Here is a 22271-nt window from a genome sequence, read left to right as displayed (position 1 = left end):
TTTTCCGGAAGCTACGAGGCTACGCGTCGACGGGCGATTGCACCTCGACGCGGAACGCCTCGAACATCGAAGCGTATGCGGGGCCTATCTGCATATCGATGCGCGTACCGTCCTCGCCGTGTTCCTCGAGAACGATCAAGGCACGTTCGTGGGCGATCGAGACAAGATCGCCTCTGCTGTAGGGAACCAGCACGCTGATAAGCTCGTCGTGAGCTGAGGCCACCGCTGCAATTCTCTTCACCAGAGCGTCTATGCCGGCTCCACTGAGCGCCGAGACGAGTATCGCATCGGGATGCCTGTTCGACAGCGCCTCCTTTTCGACCTCGCCGAGAAGATCGATCTTGTTGAACACCTCGACGCGCTTGATGTCGTGCGCTCCGATCTGCCCGAGCACCTCTTCGACCGACTGAATCTGCGCCTCCCGTTCGTCTGAAGAAGCGTCGATGACATGAAGGATCAAATCAGCGCCTACGATCTCGTCGAGCGTCGATTTGAATGCCTCGACCAGCGTATGCGGAAGCTTCTGAATGAATCCGACGGTATCGGTAAGGGTTATCTCGCGCCCCTCGGGAAGCACGAATTTCCTCGTCGTCGAATCGAGCGTGGCAAACAGCTTATCGTAGCTGAGCACGCCCGCATCGGTGAGCGCATTGAGGAGGCTCGATTTGCCGGCGTTGGTGTAGCCCGCAAGGGATACCTTGAACATGCCGCTTTTGTACCGCCCCTCGCGCTGAAGCGCGCGCACTTCGTTCAGCTGCTTCAGCTCGCGTTTGATCGAGGTTATGCGTTTGCGCACCATCCTGCGGTCGACCTCGAGCTGGCTTTCGCCCTCGCCGAACCTCGATCCGACGCCGCCGCCCATGCGGTTCGAGGCAAGGTGGGCCCACATGCCCCGAAGACGCGGAAGAAGGTATTGGTTCTGAGCAAGCCTCACCTGCAAACGCCCCTCTTTGCTCGTCGCATGCAGCGCGAATATATCGAGGATCAGCGCCGTTCGATCGATTACCTTGACCTCCTTCGGAACGACCCTCTCAAGGTTCGTTTGCTGCGATGGGGTAAGCTCGTCATCGAATATCACGATATCGGCGCTATGGGCGCGGCAGAGGTCGGCAACTTCCTCGGCCTTTCCCGAGCCGACGAACGTACGCGGATTCGGTGCATCGAGCTTTTGCGACGTTACCGCAACCACGTCGGCGCCGGCGGTGTTGGCGAGCCTCTCGAGTTCTGCAAGGCTTTCGGAAACGGGCCACGTCGTATCGCCGCGATCGACCCCCACGAGCACGGCGCGCTCGCGTACCTCTTCTATAGTGAAATGCTTGGATTGGGTCATGGTCTATGGCCTTTCGTAAGGTTCAGATGGCGTGTATATGAATGAGAGCGCTTACCGCAACCTTATCGTGGCCATGTACGTACCCCGTCCTTTCCCGAACGAACATCGGTCTCAGATACTAGCACGGGTGCCGCACGGCAGGCAACACCCGCGTTTGCATTTCGTTACGCTTCCCTTCGCGGAGTCACGTCATTCGGGCATGCGCCGCCTGCTCCTGCTCCATGCGGCTATCGCAGCCGCTAGGCTGCCGAGTGTCGCAACCGCGATACCGACAGCGGCGAGCGCATCACCCGTCTTCGCCAGCCCAGCTGCGGAGTCTTTCAAACTCGCAGAGCCGCTCGGCTGGTTGGAGCCGACGAGCTGCCCAGGGGTCCCGGGATCGGTCGGCTCGCCGGGATCGGTTGGCTCCGTCGGGTCAACGGGATCGACCGGATCGGGGTTTTTCACCCATATAGCATACAGTGTCACATCGGTATCCCCCATGTCGATAGACACCGGCACCGGCTCGCCGCCGTCCGCCTTGAAAGACCAACCTCCGAACGTGTACCCTTCTCGCACGAGCGTATGCTCCGCTTTCACTGCGGCGACATCGCCAGGCAGGTACTTTCGATTATCGACCGGCACCGCACCGCCCGTCGCCCCATTTCCGTCGTAGAGCACCATCGCGGCTCTCCGATAGCTGATGTCGTAGTTGTTGTACCCGTATTCGAAGACAGCATCGGCTGCGCGGAACGGGAGGCCTGACGCGTCGTAGCTCTCGGGACGTTCGGAGAAGCTTCGCGTATGAATCCTCTCGTCATGCAAGGCAATATCACCAGGGTTGCCGAGCAGCACCGATTCCAGTTCTCGCGAAGCGGTATTGCCGGAGAACACCGTGGTATCCTCGATTTGCCCTTCGGTATCGACGGTTAAGTGCCCAAGGTTTTCGTACGGCGTCCAAACACCGCCGCCCGAATCCCCTGCCGCGTTGTCCGTAATGCTCGATGACGAGACAAACATCTCGGTAGCGTTCTGATCGTCATCCATGGCGCCGAACGCGAATGCTCCGCCGTTTCTTCCCGCTGTATTGCCGCTCATGACCACCTGCTGCACAAGCCCTGTCTGCCATCCGCCCTCAAGACACAGAGCCCCTCCGTCGAGCGCGGCTGCATTGTCGGCAAACTCCATGGGTCCCGATCCCGAACCGGCGGCGTGCAGCGAGAGGTTGTTTACGTTCTTCCCGAGATACACCGCACCGCCCGAACCGGCTCGGGCGGCATTTTCGCTGAACCGCACACTCGTCGCGGCAAACGACGACCATGCGCCTTCGGCTTCCCCGCTTCTCGCGGCGTACACCGCTCCCCCGGATCCTCCGGCCTCGTTCTTCTCAAACGACGATTCTGCCACGCTCGTGTCAAGCGAAGTGCTCGAATCGCCTCCCGCCGCACTTCCTGACGCATACAGCGCTCCGCCGTCTTCATGCGAGACGTTGGCGCGGGCATCGATGCGCTCGAAACGGTTTTCGATCTGGGATCCCTCAAGATAGATTCCTCCCCCGAATCCATTGCGGGCGCGGTTTTCGGAAAGGCTTCTCCGGCTGGGATCCCCGGTTTTGGGATCCCAGCCTCCATGCATCGACAAAGAGGCGTACGACGCCTTCGCGTAGATGCCGCCGCCGCTCTCCTCGGCTACGTTTCCATCAATATCCACACCTTCGACCTGGCCGTATGATTGCTGGCCTGAAACGGCGTACACGCCGCCTCCGTTTCCGTAGGCATGATTATCCGAAACCGCGTTTTTCTGCTGAGTGCTCGATTCGCTGAATCCGTACGTTGCGTACCCCTCGTTCGAAGCGAGGTACACGCCCCCGCCATCGCCTCTAGCAACCTCGCTTCCTGCTGTATTGCCCTCAAGAGCTGCACCGTTTCCGTAAAACGAAGACGATTGCACAGATGCCAGGTATACGCCTCCGCCCGATGCACCCGCAATGTTTCGAGAAATGCTCATGCTCGAAGCCTCGCTTCCAGCCGCTGCATGCAGCGTGGCGCTGCTGGTTGCAGCTCCGTAGATGCCGCCCCCGCTGCCTCGGGCAACGTTATCGTCTATCAACGCACCTTGCATTTGCATCGCCAACATATGGTAATCACCGCTGTCGGGGTTCTCGGAATACACGCCACCCCCGTTGCCTCCCGATCTGTTGTTCGATACGGAGCTATTCGCAACGAACGAACCGGACCCATCGAGTGCGGCGCTGGGGTAGATGAAGCTCGAGTGGGCGTTTACCGCAATGCCGCCACCGTTGCCGGCGGCGGCATTCCCGTTCACGGCAGTACCGCTAAGCACGAGGGTCGCAGAAGCCGATTGGCCTACGGCGATGCCGCCTCCTTCCGATTCGCTCGTGTTGGTCTCGATGATTCCGTAGTAGCTTTCAAACGACACGTCCTCTGCGGAAGACACGTGGATGCCGCCTCCGCTTCCCTGCGCATGGTTTGCATAGATGCGCGGTTCGAGAACGGGAGGCTCGAAGCTATGCGTCGGCCCCAAAGCGATCGAAACGTACTGTCCCGCGAAGGCCAAACCGCCGCCTTGCCCCCCTGCGGCGGCGTTGTCGCGAACCGAGCCGGTAGCCATCGTGGTGCTGGCTGTACCCGATTCTCCCGCGCCTTCAACGTACACCCCGCCCCCGGAGCCCTTAGCGGTGTTGTTGTATATATCGGTTGCACGAGAGTTTGTATCGGAATCGTCGATGAGCATGTCGGCATTGTCTCCGTAGAGGTAGATCGCGCCGCCGTTACCCTGTCCGCTCAATCCCGACGCTTCGTTCCCGAACACGTTCGCATGGGCAAGCGTAAGCGAAGCCTCGAAATCCGCGCCTTTCGAGACGAGCGCGATCGCGCCGCCGTTTTCGTGCGCGACGTTTCCCCGCAACGTCGAGGATACGATTTCCAGATAGCGCTCTGCGTACACTGCCCCACCGTTTCGATTCGCCGTATTTCCCTCAAGAGCGGAATCGTACACCTCGATCGCCGGCTGTCCGGCTCCCGATGCATACACCGCCCCACCATCGCCTGCAGTGTTGCCTGAAACGCTCGAGGAACCAAGGTGCATCCACGCTTCCGTTCCGAGGAATACGGCACCTCCGCGCTCCGCCGCTGCGTTACCCACAATCGAGGTATCGTGTACGTGCAGTGCGGTATCGATCGCATGCAGTGCGGCTCCGTCGATAGCTGTGCAGTTCTTTATCGTGAGGCTCGGGCTCTCGAAACCCGGGGGAACCGTTGCATCGGAAGTCGAATTGAGATAAAACGACGAAGTTCCCTGCTCGAGTTCTATCCCGCCGCCATTGCCGTTGCCGTCGAGCACTATATTCCTGAAATAGAGGGCCCTATCCTCGCTTTGCGGCTCGATTATCACGTGGCGGGCGGCGGGCGAAGCGGTTAGCACGACGGGTGCATCGGCGAAGATAGCCAGATAGCCGGACGAGAGCGCAGGAACGGCGACGGGGCCGACAAGCTCGAAAGAGCCTTTGATCTCGATCGGCAGGTTCTGCCTCGTTCCGTCGGCTATTTCGTCGATCAGATTCTGAAGCGCTTCCTGGTTGTCGGCTTCGTAGGACTCCTCGGCAGCATCGCCTGCCAGCATGTTCGCCTCTGCAGAGCCTTCGCCCGATTCGCTTGCCGGCTCGCTGCCTTCAATCGGGAGTCGGTCCGCTTGAGCGAATCCCGTGCCGCATTCGATGTCTTTTTGGGAGCCGCCGTCGGAAAGCTCGTCTGCGGAATCGGGCCCGGCCATCGCCTCGTCGGCCCCAGCTTGTCCGGTATCCGCCGCAGGAGAGGCCTCTGCCGTCGATGCAGATCCGCCCGCAAACCCGCTTTCAGACGCGACCGTCGCACCTCCCGCATTTGGGTCAGGGGAACGGGCGGGTTCTTCCGCCATCGCGCTGTACGGGACGCCGACCGTCGTTGCCACAACAACCGATACGATTGCACGAGCCGCACTGCGCCGTTTGTCTCTCAGCCAGTCCATACAAGTCTCCTTTATACCGAAAACTTCCACGCGCGACCAAGATCGAACGTGCATGCAGATTGCCATATACACCTATATAGAATACCTTACGTAATTAAGTAAGGTATTATAAATTGGTAGTATGACACATCCGCTTATCGAGATAAAGAAGTATTTGCTACTTATGTAGATACATTTACGAGAGATCCGCGATGCCCTTTATACGCCTCACCGCTTCGAGAAGCCTCTCGTCGGGCGTGGTGAGGGAAATGCGGATGTACCCCTCGCCGTCAGGGCCGTAGCCGCTGCCTGGCGTAACGATTACGTGTGCCCGTTCGAGCAGTTCCGTGGCAAACGATTCCGACGTATAGCCGTACGGCACTTTCGCCCACACGTATATCGTGGCCCGAGGCTTCTCGCACTCCACGCCGATTGCGCGAAGCGCGTCGACGATGAGATCGCGACGGCGCTCGTAGATGGCGCACATGTCGTCGATGCACTGCTGCGATCCGGTGAGAGCAACGATCGCGGCATCCTGGATTGCCGTGAACTGCCCTGAATCGAGGTTGTTCTTCACTGTTCCGAGCGCAGCTATCGCCTTGGCGTTTCCCGCCGCGAACGCGATGCGCCACCCGGTCATGTTGTACGCCTTCGATAGGCTGAAGAACTCGATGCAGCATTCTCTCGCACGAGGTCGCTCGAGAATCGAAGGTGCGCGGTACCCGTCGAAGCCGATCTCGCTGTACGCGTTGTCGTGGGCGAGCAGCAAATCGTGCTCGAGGCAGAACGCGATTGCGCGGTCGAAGTACTCCCCCGTCGCAACGGCACCCGTGGGATTATTCGGGTACCCCAGAAACATGATCTTTGCCTTGGCCAGCACGTCTTCGGGCACGCTGTCGAAATCGGCGAGAAACCCGTCCCCCTCGCGCATGGGCATGAAATACGTCTGCGCGCTCATGAGCGTGGCGCCGCCCGAATACACCGGATAGCCGATCGAGGGGGCGAGCACGTAATCGCCGGGATCGACGAATGCCGTATGGAGGTGCGCGATGCCTTCCTTGCTGCCGATGAGGGCGAGCACCTCGGTTTTCGGATCGACCTCAACGCCGAAACGGCACCTCATCCAATCGGCGCAGGCCGTTCGGTACGCAAGCGACCCCTCGTAGTCGGGATACCGGTGGTTTTCCGGCTTGCGCACGGCATCGACCATGGCATCGACGATATGATCGGGCGTCGGCAGATCGGGATCGCCGATGCCGAGCGAAATCACGTCGACTCCCTGCTCGACGAGCGCATCGCGCTTCTTGTCTATCTGGGCGAACAGGTACGGGGCCAAATGATCCAAGCATTCTGCAGTTCTCACATACGTTCCTTTCATCGCAACCTCATCGCGCAACCGCATCGGGATCCGCGCAAGCCAATCGTACAAACGCGCACAAGCGAATCGCTACAGGGGCAGGCGAACATGCCCGGAAAAGCTTTCCGCAGCAGGCCCCCTCATGGATACGTGCCCGTCATCGCCCCACGAGATCGTGAGCACACCGCCGGGCAAGTGCACCTCGTTGCTGCACCCCGAGCGCCCCGACAAGCATGCTGCGACACCCGTCGCGCATGCACCCGTTCCGCAGGCGAGCGTTTCCCCGCATCCCCGCTCATACACGCGCATGGCGATTCCCCCGCTTTGCACGACGGCGAACTCGATGTTCGCCTTTTCGGGAAAGACCGGATGATTTTCAAAGAACGCACCGACCCGATCGAGGTCGAGCGCATCGAGGCTCTTTGCGAGGGGATCGGCGAACAACTCGTCCGGCAAGGCGCGCATATCGTCCAAGAAGCAGACGGCATGGGGATTTCCCATCGATACGCAGGTAAACGAAAACGGACCCCAAGGCGAATCCACGGAAGCGTCGAGGACGAACGCTTCGCCGTAGGGAGATACGGCGTTCGCGGCGAGCGTCGTGGGCACCTCGTCGGGCGCAAGGCGCGGCGTGCCCATGTCGACGGTAGCCGAGACGAGCTTGCCGTCCTCGTCCACCGAAAACGTCAAGGGCCTCGCACCCGCAAGCGTTTCGGCCGCAAGGGCGCCGTCGCCCGGATCGACAAAGGCGTAGTCGACAAGGTACTTGGCGAAGCAGCGCACGCCGTTGCCGCACATCTCGGCCAAAGTTCCGTCTGAATTGATGTAGTGCATGTACGCTGCGCACACGGGGTCGTTCGGGCGGCGAACGAGGATAACGCCGTCAGCGCCGATTCCGAAATGCCGATCGCAGAGCCAGGCAATCTGCTCCTTCGTCAACTCGAGGGTGCCCGAGAAATCGTCTATGAAGACGAAATCGTTTCCCGCACCGTGAAGCTTCACAAAATCGAGTTCCATGGCAGACGCTGCTCCTTATCGTCGGTCGGCGGCGGCTCCGTTCAGCTGTGAAAGCACCTCGCGTGCCAAAGATGCCGTATCTCCATCGTCGGCTGAAAGCCAGTGGATCCTTGCATCCTTTCGAAACCACGTGCGCTGCCGCTTCGCGTAGCGCCTCGTCGCCGTTTTCACCTGCGCGATCGCCTCTTCGAACGACGTTGATCCGTCGAGCGCCGAAACGATCTCTTTGTATCCTATCGCCTGAGGAGCGGTGATCCCCTCCCGAAACCCGTGATGTAACAGAGATTTTACTTCATCGACAAGTCCCGCTTCGAGCATGGCATCGACACGGCGATCGATGCGCTTTGAAAGAATCGCAGGATCGATACCCAACCCGAAGAATGCAGCTGGAACCGCTTGCGGCAGGTGCTGGAGCCGCTCGTGCTGTGCCGCGTACGTCGTATCATCGGCGAGCATCTCGAAGGCCCTTACGACCCGGCGCACGTTGTTGGGATGGATGAGAGCGGCGCTCTTCGGATCGATGCGGTCGAGCTCGTCCCAAAGCGCCTGAGCTCCGCACTCCTCGGCGAAGCGCATGTAGCGGTCTCGAACAGGATTGTCCACCTGCTCGCCTTTCGGAAAATCCATATCATCGATGGCGGCTCGCACGTACAGGCCCGTTCCGCCCGCAAGAACGGCCCGCTTGCCGCGTGCGGCCAAGCTGTCGAAGCAAGCTCTCGCGTACGATTGGAACATGGCGGCTGAATACGGCTCACCCGGATCGACCAGATCGAGGCCATGATGCGCGACCACCCTATCCTCGGGCATAACCTTGCCCGAGCCGATATCCATGCCGCGATATATCTGCATCGAATCAGCGCTTACCACCTCGCCGTCGAGCGCAACCGCCACCGCTTGGGCGAGATCGCTTTTCCCCGATGCCGTGGGACCGACGATGCAGACGACGGGCAATCCATCGCCGCGCATGGACTGCCTAGCACCCATCGCTTCCCCGCGCGCCTTCGTCGGCATCGACGACGGTCCCTGCAAGGTACCACGTTTTAGCTTCGTCTACCCGCACGTTGACGAAGCTGCCAGCTAGGTCTTCCGCGCTTTGTCCTGCGGAAACCTTTGCATGCACCGTCTGGTTCTTCGGGCTTTTTCCGGCAAGGATGCCGCTATCGCGCTTGGACGCACCCTCGACGAGTACCTCGACCGTCTTGCCTTTATCCGATTGGTTGCTCTGCCAAGCCCTGTCCTGGACAAGATCGACCAAGCGATCGAAACGCTCCTGGATGACTTCACGCGGCGTAGAATCCTCGATGCTTGCAGCTGGGGTGCCTTCGCGCTTCGAATAGATGAACGTGAACACCTGGTTGTAGCCAACTTCTTCGACGAGACGGTACGTATCCTCGAAATCCTTCTCGGTCTCGCCGGGAAACCCGACGATGATATCGCTCGAAAGGGCTATATCGGGACAGGCTTTTCGCAGCTTCGCGATCAGCTCAAGGTAGTGATCCCTCGTATAGCGCCTGTTCATGGCTTCGAGGATTCGATCAGAACCGGATTGGACGGGCAGGTGGAGCGCCGGCATGAGCGAGCGAAGCGTGCCGAACCGCTCGATGACGCCGTCGGTCAGATCCTTCGGATGGCTCGTCGCAAACCGCAGGCGCGCTATGCCCGTCCCGTCGATCGCATCGAGCAGATCGTCGAAGCGGGGGGCTCCGTACAGATCGCGCCCGTAAGAGTTGACGTTCTGCCCGAGCAGGGTAATCTCTTTGACACCCGCGTCGACGTACGCCTTCGCTTCGGCCACGACGTCTTCCAAAGAGCGGGATTTTTCGCGTCCGCGCACATAGGGGACGATGCAATAGGAGCAGAAGTTGTTGCACCCGATGGTTATGGGCAACCACGCCGCCCAACTGTGCTCGCGGGCGGTAGGCAGATCGGTTGGAAACGTTTCGGCGGAGTCGAGCACTTCGATCTGGTGCCCCTCGCCCCCGATCGCGCGCTCCATGAGCTTCGGAAGCGAGCCGAGGTTGTGCGTGCCGAACACCACATCGAGGTGCGGGAGTTCACGCGTGAGCTTTTCACCGTCTCGCTGCCCGATGCAACCGCCGACTGCAATGATGCGCCGCCCGATTGCCGCCCCCTCGCGCAAAGGGAGGTTTTTCAGAGAAGCGACTTGCCCCATAAGGCGCACGTCGGCAGCCTCGCGAACGCAGCAGGTCATGAACACGACCATATCGGCCTCTTCGGAGGTTTCTACCTGAAGGGCGCCGAGGCCCTCCAGCATGCCGGCTATGCGCTCCGAATCGTGCTTGTTCATCTGGCACCCGAACGTGCGGATGCAAAACGTCATATCTGAAAACGTATGGTGCATGCTCTATGTCCTTGCGTGTGAAGGCTGTTATTCGTCTACGCTGTATTCGCCCGACGATCCAGCGGCTCGGGAAACGCCCCTTGTATAGCGAGGTTCGACGGTAAAGCGGATGGCCGTACGGTACTCGCCGTCTATCACGATGTCGGCGAACGCGGGAACGCAGTAGATCTCGATTCCTATCGGCGAGAGAAAGCCCCTCGATATGGCGATGGCTTTCACGGCCTGATTGACGGCACCTGCTCCAACCGATTGAATCTCAACGCTCACGCCATCTTTGATCATGCCGGCAATCGCACCGGCGACCGAAGCCGGAGAGGACTTCGACGATACTTTGAGGCACCCCGTTTCGGGTCTCTGTTCGGATGAGTTAGACACGCGCATATCCTTTGGTCGTTGTAGTACGTATCACGTGCATTCAGTCGCTGGATTAATATGCCGTCGTATTTACATATGTGCTTTTCAAACGTGTGGTTTATTGTAGCTATTAATGAATGGGCGCGCAACTTATAGCAGCTTGAGGAGGGGAAAGTTCACGTGTATCCCATCACGGGCGACGCGCACCTCCGGCTGGACGCCCGGTTCGAGATAGTACTGCTCGGCCAAATCGGAAAACGCCCGCTGAAGCTTTTCCGAAAACGCCGCCATATCGGATTGCTCGATCTTGAGTCCCCGCGGGTCGACCGAGAGGGCCTTGCTCGAAGCGCTTCGGTTCTTTTTAGCGGACGGGCCCCGCTGCTCGAACGCAATCGTCTCGGCAACCGACTCGAGGCCCCTGATGCTTCCGTCCATGATCCTTCTCGCGGAACGCTCGGACATCTCGAGACCGATCCCGCGCGCCAGCTCGACAAACCCCGCCGGATCGACCGCCAGGCACAGTCTTTTCACGACGGGCAGCTCTTCCGGGTCGGCTGTAAACGCCCGCGTGTTGGCGGAAACCGTCGCATTCGCGTACTCGTACAGCGTAGCGGCGATATCGGTCGGCGAACCGCTGTACACCGATACGGCATCCCGGTGCTCGAAAGCGAACTCCGCTGTTATGCGGTTGATGTTGCGCGGCCCCCGCACCTGAAGCTCGCCTGTTTCGGAGTACGAGAACACCGGCGAGCTCGACTGGTCGGTCTTCTCGGGCAAACGTCCGAGATCGGTCTCCACCGCCAACGATGCCCCCATCCCCGCCGCCGAAGCGACCACATACGCGCTCTCGGCGTTTTCAGCGATGGAGAACAAGGCCATGCCCCTGCCGTGCACGCCCCATTTATCCACGTGCATGGTATCGAGCTTCGAGGTGACCCGGGGTTCGAAAATCGCCCCCCTCATCGCTTCGGGCACGCCTGCGCCATCGTCGATCATGCATATCTTACGTACGGAGCCCTCACGGGACAGCGCGACGAATATGCTGCGGGCACCCGCGTCACGGGCGTTACGCAGCATCTCGATGACGATATCCTCGGTCGATCGAATATCGTGCTTTGCCTGCCTGCGCTCGGCTTCGGCGCTCCTTAAACGGACGAAGCCATCCCCGAGATCGTCTTCGACTCGGAGATGGCTGTCGCCGCAGACTTCCTCGATGAACGATGTCAGCGATTGGCCCGTCATTTACTTTGCTACTGCTGAAGCGCGGCTTTCGCGGATCACAACGACCTTGACCTGCCCGGGATACTGCATCTCGCTTTCGATTTGGTGAGCGATATCGTGGGCAAGAACGGTGGTGGCCGCTTCGTCGACGACTTCGGGCGTCACCATGACGCGAACCTCACGGCCCGCCTGAATGGCGTACGTGCGCTCAACGCCCTTGTGTGCGTTGGCGATCTCTTCAAGCTTCTCAAGGCGCTTGATGTACGAATCAAGTGTTTCTTTACGAGCTCCCGGTCGCGCTGCCGATACTGCATCGGCAGCCTGTACGAGCACGTCGAGCACGCTGTTGGGCTCGACATCGTTATGGTGGGCTTCGATCGCATGAACGATCTCGGGCTTTTCGCCGAATCGACGGGCGAGATCGGCACCGATGACCGCATGGCTTCCCTCAACCTCGTGGTCAACGGCTTTGCCGAGGTCATGAAGGAGTCCGGCGCGCTTTGCGGGAATCGGATCGAGACCGAGCTCGGCGGCCATAACGCCGCTGAGGTAAGCGACCTCGAGCGAATGGTTCAAAACGTTCTGTCCGTAAGAAGTACGGTACCTGAGCCTGCCGAGCGTGCGCACGAGTTCGGGATGCAGATCGTGGATTCCCGTATCGAACGTAGCCTGCTCGCCAGCCTCCTGAACCCGCTGGTTCACGTACTCTTCGGCTTTGCCGAACATCTCCTCGATACGCGCGGGATGGATGCGCCCGTCGGCGATGAGGTTCTCCATGGTAACGCGGCCGATCTCGCGGCGTACGGGATCGAAGCACGAGATGGTTACGCACTCGGGCGTATCGTCGATGATGAGGTTCGTGCCGGTCAGCTGTTCGAAGGAACGGATGTTGCGTCCTTCGCGACCGATGATACGGCCCTTCAGATCGTCCGACGGAATATGGATAGCCGAAACCGTATTCTCGGCCGAGTGGTCCGCTGCGACGCGCTGGATGGCAAGGCTCAGTATCTCACGCGATTTCTTATCGGCTTCAGCCCTCGTACGGGCCTCTGCATCGCGGATGATGGCAGCCGACTCGTGCGTTACCTCTTCTTTCAAGGTATCGAGCAGCTCCGCTTTCGCTTCGTCGGGCGACATGCCCGCAACGCGCTCGAGGCGGTGGTTGATTTCCTCGGCAGCGTCTTTGAGATCGCGCTCCCGACGTTCGAGCTGACCCTGCATCGACGAGATCTGATGTTCGCGCGAATCAAGCGATTCAACGCGACGATCCAGCGATTCTTCACGCTGCGACAGACGGTTTTCGGCAGCGCGAACCTCACGCAGCCGCTCTTTGTTCTCCGCCTGGGCATCCTGCTTCATCTTCAAAACTTCGTCTTTGGCTTCGACGATCGCTTCCCTTCGGAGCGTTTCGGCTTGTTTCTTCGCATCTGCAACGAGGCTCTCTGCCTCCTGTGCAGCCCGTTTCGTCGACGCATTGACGACGAAACGCGTGATAACAAAGCCGAGAGCGATACCGACGACAGCCCCGATTACGAGCCATAACACTTCGGGCATTCGCTCCCCCTTTCAATCTGTTTGTACTGGTCATGTATTCGTTTTCATTTTTTCGACATAAAAAATGCCGGGCGGAACACCTGGCATGAGCATACGCGCACAGTAGAGTACAGATATTGGATTGTCTCTATAGTCAGCACCCTATCGGGTACGCAAACGCTCAAGCTGCATACCATGATAAAGGTTTCTGCGATTTTGATAAAGGCTTTTTGGAAATTATAACGATTCGCTCCATATGCGAGCGGCGCTCTGAGCAGCAGAAGCGCTATACCCCTTCGATACGAGCCTGCGATACGCCGCATCGCGCTTGTTCTTTGCGGTGGGAGGCTTCCTGTTGAGAAGCTCGAGGGCGCGCGCCACCTCGTCCTCGCTTTCCGATTCGGTCCATTCGTCGATTTCGTCGGGGTCGATGCCGAGATCGCGCAACTCCGATTCGATGCCACGCCTTCCCTTGCCCGCCCTGAGCTTCGAGCGTACGTAAGCCTCAGCGTAACGGCGATCGTCAACGATGCCGTAGGAAACCGCGCGCCCAAGCGCCTCCTCGATCGACTCGGGTGAAAAGCCGTCTCGGTCAAGGCGCTCCCGCAACCCTTTCGTCGAACGCTCGCTTACGCTGACAAGCCGCTGTATCTTCTTGTAAGCGTCGAACGCCTCGTCGCCGAGCGTCTCCTGCGGCCGAGCGGCGCGCGTGGCCGGATCGGCCCGCTTCCCGCTCCGATCCGCTCGGCAAGACGGCGGCTCGGTCTCCCCGAGCCGCCGCTTCAAATCCTCGATGAACTGTTCGTCGATGTAGGGCATGAAGCAAGGTGCAGTTACTTCTTGGACGACGGTTTAGGCGCTGCTTCCGTCTCCGACTCTTCGGAAGCGGTAATGACAGGGATCTCGAAGAACTCGCGTACTTTGACTTCGATCTCGTCACGCAGATCGGGGTTCTCCCTCATAGTGAGTTTCGCCGCTTCCCTGCCTTGGCCGAGACGCTCCTCGCCGTAGGTGTACCACGCACCGCTCTTCTTCACGACGCCCGCCTCGACGCCCATATCGACGATGCACCCCTCGCGCGAGATGCCCTCACCGTACATAAGATCGAACTCGGCCTGTCGAAACGGCGGTGCCACTTTGTTTTTGACGACTTTGGCACGCACGCGGTTGCCGACCACTTCGCCGTCCTTCTTTATGGAATCGATGCGACGGATGTCGATGCGGACGCTCGAAAAGAACTTGAGTGCGCGCCCGCCCGTAGTGGTTTCGGGGTTGCCGAACATCACGCCTATCTTCTCGCGTAACTGGTTGATGAATATGCAGGTCGTATTCGATTTCGACAGAGAACCTGCAAGCTTTCGCAACGCCTGGGACATAAGCCGCGCCTGCAGACCGACCGAAGTGTCGCCGATCTCGCCCTCGATTTCCGCACGGGGAACAAGGGCGGCTACCGAGTCGACGACGATGCAGTCGATGGCTCCGCTGCGTACGAGCATATCGCAGATCTCGAGGCCCTGCTCGCCCGTATCGGGCTGCGAGATGAGCACTTCGTCGATATCGACGCCGAGACGGGCGGCGTAGACGGGGTCGAGCGCGTGCTCCGCATCGATGAAGGCCACTACGCCGCCGAGCGCCTGGGCTTCGGCGAGTATTTGAAGAGCGAGGGTGGTTTTGCCCGAGGCTTCCGGTCCGTACACCTCGACGATGCGACCTCGGGGAACGCCGCCTATGCCAAGCGCAGCATCGAGGGGCAACGCTCCGGTAGGAATGACGCCGATGGTGAGATGTTTGCCGTCTTCGCCAAGCTTCATGATCGACCCCTGACCGAATTTGCCTTCGATCTGATCGGTCGTCAGCTTAAGCATCTTGGCTTTGTCCTGGTTCATGTACCTCTCCTTGCCGTAGCGCATCTATGTTGCATAGGGACTGTTTTATTATACGAACAGATGTTTGTTAGTCAAGAACTTGTTTCGAATCCCACGGTAAATCCGATTATGGCACGTCGCTCTTGCGGAATCGAGATCCCCTCGCCGCGGCACCCTTACCGCAAAGGCTGCAAAACCTTACGGGTAACGCAGCCGGTTCATACGCGCATGGGATTCGAAAGCCGCTCTATGACGCGCCCGCCTCCTCGAGCCCCTCGATTCCGTCGCGCAGAAACTCGAGGGCCGCTCTCACTGTCAGCATTCTGACCTGCTCGCGATCGCCGGGAAAACGGCAGAGCTTCGAGACCGTGATGCCCGCGTTCGCAAGGCCGATCCACACGGTGCCCACCGGCTTTCCCGGAGCCGCTCCGCCAGGTCCCGCGATGCCGGTAACCGACACGGCTATATCGACGCCGAGCTTCGCGCGCGCGCCGACGGCCATCTGCTCGGCGGTTTGGGAGCTCACCGCGCCCACAAGGTCGAGCGTTTCGCGCTTTACGCCCAGCTCCGCTTGTTTCACCTCGTTCGAATAGCTTACGATTCCGCCCGCAACGCTCTCGGAGCTTCCCGGTATCGCCGTGAGCGTCGCGGCGATAAGGCCGCCGGTGCAGCTTTCCGCCGTACCTACGGTAAGGCCCGCAGCCTTCGCGGCGTCAAGAACCTCTGCCGCAAGTGTTTCGAGGGCGGCGGGCTCGATGGACGCCATCTGCCCGGCCGTCAGCGATCCGCTTCCGGAACAGCCGTCCGGTTCGCCCGAGCCGGCGCTTTCGCGTTCGGCTTGCTTGCGGGCCCTACGGGCCGATTTCGTGAACCCGAGGATCTCGCGCGCCTTGACGAAGTAATCGAGCATGGAGATGATCGTAAGCACGAGGGCGACGAACATGACCGCCCACGATATGAGGTAGAGATGGTTGCTGAGCACTTCGGAAAACGTCGTAACGGGCGTCGAATCCTTGATGATGAACAGGACGATCGCAATGATCTGCGTAACCGTTTTCGCTTTTCCGTACCAGCTCGCCGCGATCACGACACCCTGGCTGGCGGCCACCATGCGAATGCCCGAAACGATGAATTCGCGGCACAGGATGACGAGGGCCACCCATGAGGGGAGCACGCCGAGCTCGATGAGCGCGAGCAGGGCCGCGGCAACGAGTATCTTGTCGGCGAGCGGATCCATGAACTTGCCGAGATTCGTCACCTCGCCCCTGCTGCGCGCAAGATAGCCGTCGAGGCCGTCCGTCGCAGCGAGCAGAATGAAGATACCGGCCGCGATCCACGATTTCCATACCTCCGCATCGGCCCATACGGGCAGCCATGCGGGCCAAGGGCTGATGATCGCGATGACGAACAGCGGTACGCCGCAGATGCGGAGCAACGTTACGATGTTCGCCGGGGTCCAGAGCTTTTCATGGGTGGGATTGGGAGCTGCCATCAGCTACTCTGCCTCCATTTCGTACAGCAGGGTGTCGGCGATCGTCACCGACACGATCTGGCCGGGCACGCCTTCCCCGAGATACACCACGCCGTCCACGTCGGGAGCCTGGCACTTCGCCCGTCCGAAAAGCTGGCCGTCTTCCTCGCACCCGAGCACAAGCACTTCCATGCTCTCCCCGATGCGCTCGGCAACGCGCGCTGTGCATGCGGCATCGGCGATATCGCGGAGCGCTTGGGCGCGCTCGAGCTTCGTGTCCTCGTCGATCTGGTCGGGCATGTCCGCCGCCCTCGTGCCGTCCTCGCGGGAATACGCGAACACGCCTACATAATCGAGATCGACCGATTCGACGAATTCGCACAGATCGTCGAAATCCTCCTCGGTTTCACCGGGAAAACCCGCGATGAGCGTCGTGCGCAGCGTCGCATCGGGAATCCTCTTTCTGATGCGCCCGACAAGCGACTCGAACTCCTCGCGGGAGCCGGTGCGGTTCATGGCGCGCAGTATAGCGGGCTTTACGTGCTGCAGGGGGATATCGAGATAACTGCAGATGTTGTCGTGGGTTGCCACCGTCTCGATCAGCGCATCGCTGACGCCTTCGGGCTGAATGTACATGACTCGGAACCACGTATTCGAAAACCGTCCGGCAAGGCGCGCGAGCAGCTCCGCGAGCGTAGACGGTTCAGCGAGATCATCTCCCCATCGGCCGGTATCCTGGGCGATGAGAACGATCTCCCTCGTATCCGAGGATACGAGGCGATCGACTTCCGCTTCGATCTCCTCGTAGGGAAAGCTTCTATACCGCCCCCTGATGAAAGGTATCGTGCAGTACGAGCAGAAGCGGTCGCACCCATCGGATATCTTCACGTAGGCCGATACGGCCGCAGTCGATGCGGCTCGACCGGCAGACGCGGACCCACGCCGCATCGATGCCAGATCGACTTCGAGCGCCTCGGCCAATAGCTCCGCTATGTCGTCTTCCTTGCTGCAAGGGACGAACGCCGCCGCCTCGGGCAGCTCCGCTTCCAACTCGTCTCCGTAGCGCGCCGGCATGCATCCGGCAACGATGAGCGGTACGACCCCGCCTGCGGGCCGCTCGATGCCCGCAAGGTCGAATATCGCCTCCAGGCTTTCCTCGGTTGCCGCCTCGATAAACGAGCAGGTGTTGACGACGATGGCATCGGCTTCCCGCGGGTCGTCGGCCAACGCGAAACCCGCAGCCTCGGCACGCCGCGCCATGCGATCGCTATCGACCTCGTTTTTCGCGCACCCGAGCGTGACAAAAGCCACGCTCGGCGTATCGCTTCGCAGAACCATAGCGTTCGCCGGCTATCGGTAGTTGACGTATTGGAGCGGTTGGCCGTAATCCTTTTCCTTCAGGAAGGCGATGACCTCCTGAAGCGCATCGCGGGACGCGGAGCTCACCCGTAGCTTATCGCCTTCGATCTGCACTTTGACCTTGAACTTCCCTGCCTTGATATCCTTGTTGATGGTCGATGCGGTATCGCGGTCGATGCCCTCGACGATCGATGCCGTTTGACGGACGCTCTGCCCGGCGGCCGCCTGCACGGCGCCCCATTTGACTGCCGCAAGATCGATGCCCCGCTTGATGAGCTTCGATCCGATGACGTCGATAACCTGCTTGGCGACGAAATCGCTCGGGGCGGCCACCGTTATCGTCTTGCCTTGCTTGTCGAGCGATATTTCGGCACCCGAATCCTTGAGGTCGTAACGCTGTGTCAGTTCCTTCTTCGCCTGGCCGAACGCGTTGTCGATCTCCTGCATGTCGACGCTCGATACAACATCGAAGCTTGATTCCTTTGCCATGTCGTTCCTTTCAGCTCGTGCTCTATGGATGCGTTGCCGCATACGATCGAACGTGCGTGCATCGCGCATAAGGCCCGGCGCAAGCCGAGCCTCTCAATGTACCGCTTTATTATAGGCGAGCGGGGACATTTTCGCTCCCGCTCGCCCAGATACTCGGAAAACATCCCTGTTTCGCCCCAAACGGGCTTGCAGGTTGCATGCTCGAAGGCCTATTCCGACGAAGAGCCTCCCGCGTCTCCCCCGCTGTTCGCGTTCGCACCCTCGGCAGTCCCGTCCGAACCAGCGGTTCCGGCGGAGCCTGCGGTGCCGTTCTCCTCCTGCCACTTTTGCAGCACGGCGGCGAAATCGACGGTGACCTCGTACACGCCGTCATTGTAGGGCGAGGTCAGCTCGAGCTCTTCTCCGTCTTGGTACACCTTGACCGCATCGGGGTTCGTCGTCTTGAACCTCAGCTTGCCCGTTACTTCGTATTCCTTGTCAGCCGGCCCGGATATATCGTCGGCAACGATGGTTACGTCATCTTGGATGATCTCCACGTAGGGGCTCGCTCCCGACCCGATCTCGTACTTGAACACCGTGCTCGCCGGCGCAACCTTGGTGGGCGTCGGCTGTTGGACGTCTCCGCCCGAGTCCGCTCCCGAATCGGTCGCACCCGAATCCTCGGGATCGGTCAATCCGCTGACGGGCATCTTGGGTGCATCGGCGTCGTTGGAATTACCCTGCCCGAACACCAGCACGAGCACGATTACGAGCAGGATGAGGATAACCGCTCCTGCGATGATGAACGGCAGTTTCGAGCTGGCAACCGAAGGCGCCTTCGGCCCCGAGTAGAAATTCGTGTACTGGGTGTTCGGCAACGCGCTTCTGCTCGAGCGGTGCGTCTGCTCCTCGCCTCGCCCCGCTCCGCGCGCCGCTTCGGTACGACGTCTGTCCCCATGCGGATCGTCAACGTAGAGCTTGCGCCCGAGAGCCGACGTTTCCGGTTCGTCGTAATCGCGCCGAGCCCTCCCCCGTCCGCTCGCTGCCGACATATCGAACCCGGTTTGACGGGCGCCCGAGCGCGCTCGGCCCACCTGATAGGCATACGCTTCGTCGAGGTACATGCGGGTTACCTCGGTCGGATTGAGGCCGAGGTAACGGGCGTATGCGTTCACCATATTGCGAGCGTACCCGCGCGGGGGCATACGCGAGAAATCGGCAGCCTCGATGGCTTGCAGGATATCGGGGCGTATGCGCAAACGGCGGGCAGCCGTCGCTAAATCGTAGCCCTTGCGCATGCGGGCGTCTTGCAAAACCGTTCCAAAACTTACCTGGTCCACGTCGTCACTCCTCCGCAAACGATGGTTCGCCGGCTTCGTCCTGGGCTTCGAACGCCTTCAGCGTTTCGAGTTCCATGGCATCGACGAGCACCTCGCGCGGCTTGCTGCCGTTCGGAGGTCCCACGACGCCCTTTTCTTCAAGCATATCCATTATACGCCCAGCTCGAGAATAGCCAACTTTGAGGCGCCTCTGAATGTTCGAGGTCGATCCGAGGCCGCTCGACACCACAATGTCGGCCGCCTCCCAGATGAGCGGATCGTCGCTCGATCCGCTGCCCCCCGAGCCGTCGGGAGCCGAGGCGCCGAGCGTGATGAGGTTCGTCGTGAGGATCTCCGAGTGGTATTCGGGCTCCCCCTGCGCCTTGAGCATATCGACGACGGCGCCGATCTCGTCTTCCGAAACGTAACAGCCCTGGATGCGCTGGGGCTTTGCGTACTCGGGCTTCGAGAACAGCAGATCGCCGAGACCGATAAGGTTCTCGGCGCCCGGCGTATCGAGCACGACGCGCGAATCGATGCCCGATGCGACGTTAAATGCGATGCGGTTGGTGATGTTCGCCTTGATGAGGCCGGTTACCACGTTCGTGGAGGGGCGCTGCGTTGCAACGATCAGATGGATGCCGGCCGCACGGGCGAGCTGAGCGATGCGGGCGATGGAGAACTCGACTTCCTTGCCGACGTTCATCATAAGGTCGGCAAGCTCGTCGATGATGATGACGATGTAGGGAAGCTCCTTCGCCTCCTCGTCGCCCACGTCCCCTCGCTGCACCTTCGCGTTGTACTGCCCGATGTTGCGCGCGCCGACCTTCGAGAAGATCTTGAGCCTGCGCTCCATCTCGGCAACGCCCCACGACAGCGCGCTCGCCGCCTCTTTCGCCTCGGTGACCACCGGCACGTACAGATGGGGAATGCCGTTGTAGGGCGTGAACTCGACCCGCTTGGGGTCGATCATGATGAAACGGACCTCGGAGGGGGTCGCCCTCATGAGGATCGACATGATCATCGCGTTGATGGAAACCGACTTGCCCGAACCGGTCGTGCCGCCGATGAGTAGGTGCGGCATCTTCGCGAGATCCGACACGATCGAAGCGCCCTCGACGTCCTTGCCGATGGCTATCTGCAACGGGCCCTCGGTCGCATCGCGCAGTACGTCGCCCAGAAGCACGCTCTCGCGCTTGCTGTTCGGCACCTCGATGCCCACGTAGTTCGTCCCGGGAATCGGCGCGAATATGCGCACGCCCGGAGCGGCGAGCGCGAGGGCGATGTCGTCCTCGAGAGCGGTAACGCGGCTTACGCGCACGCCCGCCGGAAGATCGACCTTGAAAAGCGTAACCGTGGGTCCGGCAACCCAGCCGACCACTTCGGCGAGGATATTGAAGTCTTCGAGCGTCTCCTGCAGGCATGCGGCTGTTTCGCGCAGGTCCGCTTCGCTTGCGCCCGACCCCTTGCCCGACGAACGGGCGAGCAGATCCATCGGCGGAAGAGAGAATCCCTCGAGAGGCTGGGGTGTGGCAAGCGGCGTCGAGCTCTTGGATGCGGCCTTGGAAAGGGCTTGCGTCTTCGGCGCCTCCGCCGTCTTCTCCTTCTCGGCGCTCTTCTTCCCGAGCTTGCGCGTCATCGGCTGCTCGTGGGCTTCGGGCTCGTCGAACACCGGCACCGCGCCCGCAAGCACCTGGGTGTTGAGCGACGAGGTCGCCCGCTTCGGCCGACGTTCGATCTTCGAAGTGTACGCGTTGGCGACGGCGGCGGGAGCGGCCTCCTCCTTGACGGAATCGCGCTGGCGCTTGATCCGGGGCTCGAACGACGGCGCGTCGAGCGCGGTCGTTTCATCGAGATCGTCGTGCTCGCGCAGCGAGCGCACCTTCTCTATGAGGCTCGAGATGGAAAACCCGATGACGACAAGACCCGCGACGATGATGCCGCCGAGAATGATGGCCGCAACGGTTTGGCCGAACAGCGTGAGGCCCGCCCATGCGATTCCGGCTCCGATATAGCCGCCGCGCGCCGCAAGCGCGCCCTCGTCGAACAGGAGCATCGCATCGGTTTGCGCGCCCGGCGTAAAGAGGGAGAGGAGGGCCAGCACGGCCACGAAGATCATGACGAGGCCGACCGCGACGCGAACCGGCACCTGCTGGCGCTCGAACCGAATGAGGAAGCTCGCCCCGATAACGAGCAGAAAGAACGGCAAGAGGTACGCGCCCACGCCGAGCGTGAGGTGAAGCACCGTCGAGAGAAACGCGGTCACCACCGCATCGGAGGGCATGACGGCGGCAACGAACAGCACGATGGCGACGACGGCGAACACGACGCCGACGATATCGCGCTGCGTGCGCTCGTCGAAGAGGCGCGGGGCCTCCTCCACCTTTGCCGCACGGGCGCCTTTGCTTTTCTGGGCCTGTTTTTCCTTGGGTGAGGCTGCCTTCGCGCCCTTGCCCTGGGACTGCTTTTGCTTGGCTGCTGAGTTTGTCTGGCGAGCCACGTCAGAGCTCCTTTATATACTGTGTTTATGCTGCGATTGTCAAACTTCGCCCATTATAGACGAAAAGCCCGCTTGCGCGGGCTTTTTTCTCCGTTCAGCGACGAATCGTCACGGGTGTGTTTCCTATCTTA

General features: G+C 60.6%; 16 protein-coding genes. All 16 read right to left on the bottom strand.

Annotation, left to right across the window (positions count from 1 at the left end):
* Nucleotides 1–19: 19 nt before the first annotated feature.
* The 16 genes from hflX to C1722_RS03880 all read right to left on the bottom strand — a co-directional run bounded on the left by hflX (nt 20) and on the right by C1722_RS03880 (nt 22140).
* Complete coding sequence (hflX, locus tag C1722_RS03955; RefSeq protein WP_102378093.1) at nt 20–1330, bottom strand: GTPase HflX; 1311 nt, start codon at nt 1328–1330, stop codon at nt 20–22.
* 189 nt (nt 1331–1519) lie between these two features.
* Nucleotides 1520–5335, bottom strand: a complete 3816-nt coding sequence (locus C1722_RS03950) for an InlB B-repeat-containing protein (RefSeq protein ID WP_180995031.1) — start codon at nt 5333–5335, stop codon at nt 1520–1522.
* Nucleotides 5336–5510: 175 nt separating this feature from the next.
* Entirely contained in the window at nt 5511–6677 is a 1167-nt protein-coding gene (locus C1722_RS03945; protein ID WP_102378091.1) for an LL-diaminopimelate aminotransferase, read from the bottom strand.
* An 84-nt stretch (nt 6678–6761) separates the two neighbouring features.
* Nucleotides 6762–7688 carry a diaminopimelate epimerase gene (dapF, locus tag C1722_RS03940; RefSeq protein WP_102378090.1) on the bottom strand — a complete coding sequence of 309 codons (927 nt, stop codon included), beginning with the start codon at nt 7686–7688 and terminating at the stop codon, nt 6762–6764.
* A gap of 15 nt (nt 7689–7703) precedes the next feature.
* A complete protein-coding gene (gene miaA, locus C1722_RS03935; protein ID WP_102379517.1) occupies nt 7704–8672 on the bottom strand; it encodes a tRNA (adenosine(37)-N6)-dimethylallyltransferase MiaA in 969 nt (322 codons plus the stop codon).
* Entirely contained in the window at nt 8662–10050 is a 1389-nt protein-coding gene (miaB, locus tag C1722_RS03930) for a tRNA (N6-isopentenyl adenosine(37)-C2)-methylthiotransferase MiaB (RefSeq protein ID WP_102378089.1), read from the bottom strand. Before miaB ends, miaA begins: the two co-directional genes overlap by 11 nt.
* A 27-nt stretch (nt 10051–10077) precedes the next feature.
* Nucleotides 10078–10425 carry a stage V sporulation protein S gene (locus tag C1722_RS03925; RefSeq protein ID WP_279611909.1) on the bottom strand — a complete coding sequence of 116 codons (348 nt, stop codon included), beginning with the start codon at nt 10423–10425 and terminating at the stop codon, nt 10078–10080.
* A 129-nt stretch (nt 10426–10554) separates the two neighbouring features.
* Nucleotides 10555–11646, bottom strand: a complete 1092-nt coding sequence (locus C1722_RS03920) for an ATP-binding protein (protein WP_102378087.1) — start codon at nt 11644–11646, stop codon at nt 10555–10557.
* Nucleotides 11647–13179 (bottom strand): ribonuclease Y, encoded by a 1533-nt coding sequence (gene rny, locus C1722_RS03915; RefSeq protein WP_102378086.1) that lies wholly within the window; start codon nt 13177–13179, stop codon nt 11647–11649. It lies immediately after the preceding gene.
* 216 nt (nt 13180–13395) lie between these two features.
* A complete protein-coding gene (locus tag C1722_RS03910) occupies nt 13396–13977 on the bottom strand; it encodes a regulatory protein RecX (RefSeq protein WP_102378085.1) in 582 nt (193 codons plus the stop codon).
* A 14-nt stretch (nt 13978–13991) separates the two neighbouring features.
* Nucleotides 13992–15044: a recombinase RecA gene (recA, locus tag C1722_RS03905; protein ID WP_102379516.1), complete on the bottom strand. Its 1053-nt coding sequence runs from the start codon at nt 15042–15044 to the stop codon at nt 13992–13994.
* Between the two features lie 226 nt (nt 15045–15270).
* Complete coding sequence (gene pgsA, locus C1722_RS03900; RefSeq protein ID WP_102378084.1) at nt 15271–16515, bottom strand: CDP-diacylglycerol--glycerol-3-phosphate 3-phosphatidyltransferase; 1245 nt, start codon at nt 16513–16515, stop codon at nt 15271–15273.
* Between the two features lie 3 nt (nt 16516–16518).
* Nucleotides 16519–17832 (bottom strand): 30S ribosomal protein S12 methylthiotransferase RimO, encoded by a 1314-nt coding sequence (gene rimO, locus C1722_RS03895; RefSeq protein WP_102378083.1) that lies wholly within the window; start codon nt 17830–17832, stop codon nt 16519–16521.
* 12 nt (nt 17833–17844) lie between these two features.
* Nucleotides 17845–18342, bottom strand: coding sequence for a YajQ family cyclic di-GMP-binding protein (locus tag C1722_RS03890; protein WP_102378082.1), 498 nt, complete (start codon nt 18340–18342; stop codon nt 17845–17847).
* A 209-nt stretch (nt 18343–18551) separates the two neighbouring features.
* On the bottom strand, nt 18552–19661 hold the full coding sequence (locus C1722_RS03885; RefSeq protein WP_244385718.1) for a helix-turn-helix domain-containing protein: 1110 nt from the start codon (nt 19659–19661) through the stop codon (nt 18552–18554).
* A gap of 4 nt (nt 19662–19665) precedes the next feature.
* Nucleotides 19666–22140 (bottom strand): FtsK/SpoIIIE family DNA translocase, encoded by a 2475-nt coding sequence (locus C1722_RS03880; protein WP_102378081.1) that lies wholly within the window; start codon nt 22138–22140, stop codon nt 19666–19668.
* Nucleotides 22141–22271: the final 131 nt, after the last annotated feature.

The organism is Raoultibacter timonensis (genome assembly GCF_900240215.1).
GTDB lineage: Bacteria > Actinomycetota > Coriobacteriia > Coriobacteriales > Eggerthellaceae > Raoultibacter > Raoultibacter timonensis.
Note: the sequence above shows the minus strand (reverse complement) of the source record. Positions and strands in the feature narration are given on the sequence as shown.

What these genes read in the sequence shown, in the direction of transcription:
- hflX (WP_102378093.1), bottom strand. Translation starts at nt 1,330, where the DNA reads ATGACCCAATCCAAGCATTTCACTATAGAAGAGGTACGCGAGCGCGCC.
- C1722_RS03950 (WP_180995031.1), bottom strand. Translation starts at nt 5,335, where the DNA reads ATGGACTGGCTGAGAGACAAACGGCGCAGTGCGGCTCGTGCAATCGTA.
- dapF (WP_102378090.1), bottom strand. Translation starts at nt 7,688, where the DNA reads ATGGAACTCGATTTTGTGAAGCTTCACGGTGCGGGAAACGATTTCGTC.
- miaA (WP_102379517.1), bottom strand. Translation starts at nt 8,672, where the DNA reads ATGGGTGCTAGGCAGTCCATGCGCGGCGATGGATTGCCCGTCGTCTGC.
- miaB (WP_102378089.1), bottom strand. Translation starts at nt 10,050, where the DNA reads ATGCACCATACGTTTTCAGATATGACGTTTTGCATCCGCACGTTCGGG.
- C1722_RS03920 (WP_102378087.1), bottom strand. Translation starts at nt 11,646, where the DNA reads ATGACGGGCCAATCGCTGACATCGTTCATCGAGGAAGTCTGCGGCGAC.
- rny (WP_102378086.1), bottom strand. Translation starts at nt 13,179, where the DNA reads ATGCCCGAAGTGTTATGGCTCGTAATCGGGGCTGTCGTCGGTATCGCT.
- C1722_RS03910 (WP_102378085.1), bottom strand. Translation starts at nt 13,977, where the DNA reads ATGCCCTACATCGACGAACAGTTCATCGAGGATTTGAAGCGGCGGCTC.
- recA (WP_102379516.1), bottom strand. Translation starts at nt 15,044, where the DNA reads ATGAACCAGGACAAAGCCAAGATGCTTAAGCTGACGACCGATCAGATC.
- pgsA (WP_102378084.1), bottom strand. Translation starts at nt 16,515, where the DNA reads ATGGCAGCTCCCAATCCCACCCATGAAAAGCTCTGGACCCCGGCGAAC.
- rimO (WP_102378083.1), bottom strand. Translation starts at nt 17,832, where the DNA reads ATGGTTCTGCGAAGCGATACGCCGAGCGTGGCTTTTGTCACGCTCGGG.
- C1722_RS03890 (WP_102378082.1), bottom strand. Translation starts at nt 18,342, where the DNA reads ATGGCAAAGGAATCAAGCTTCGATGTTGTATCGAGCGTCGACATGCAG.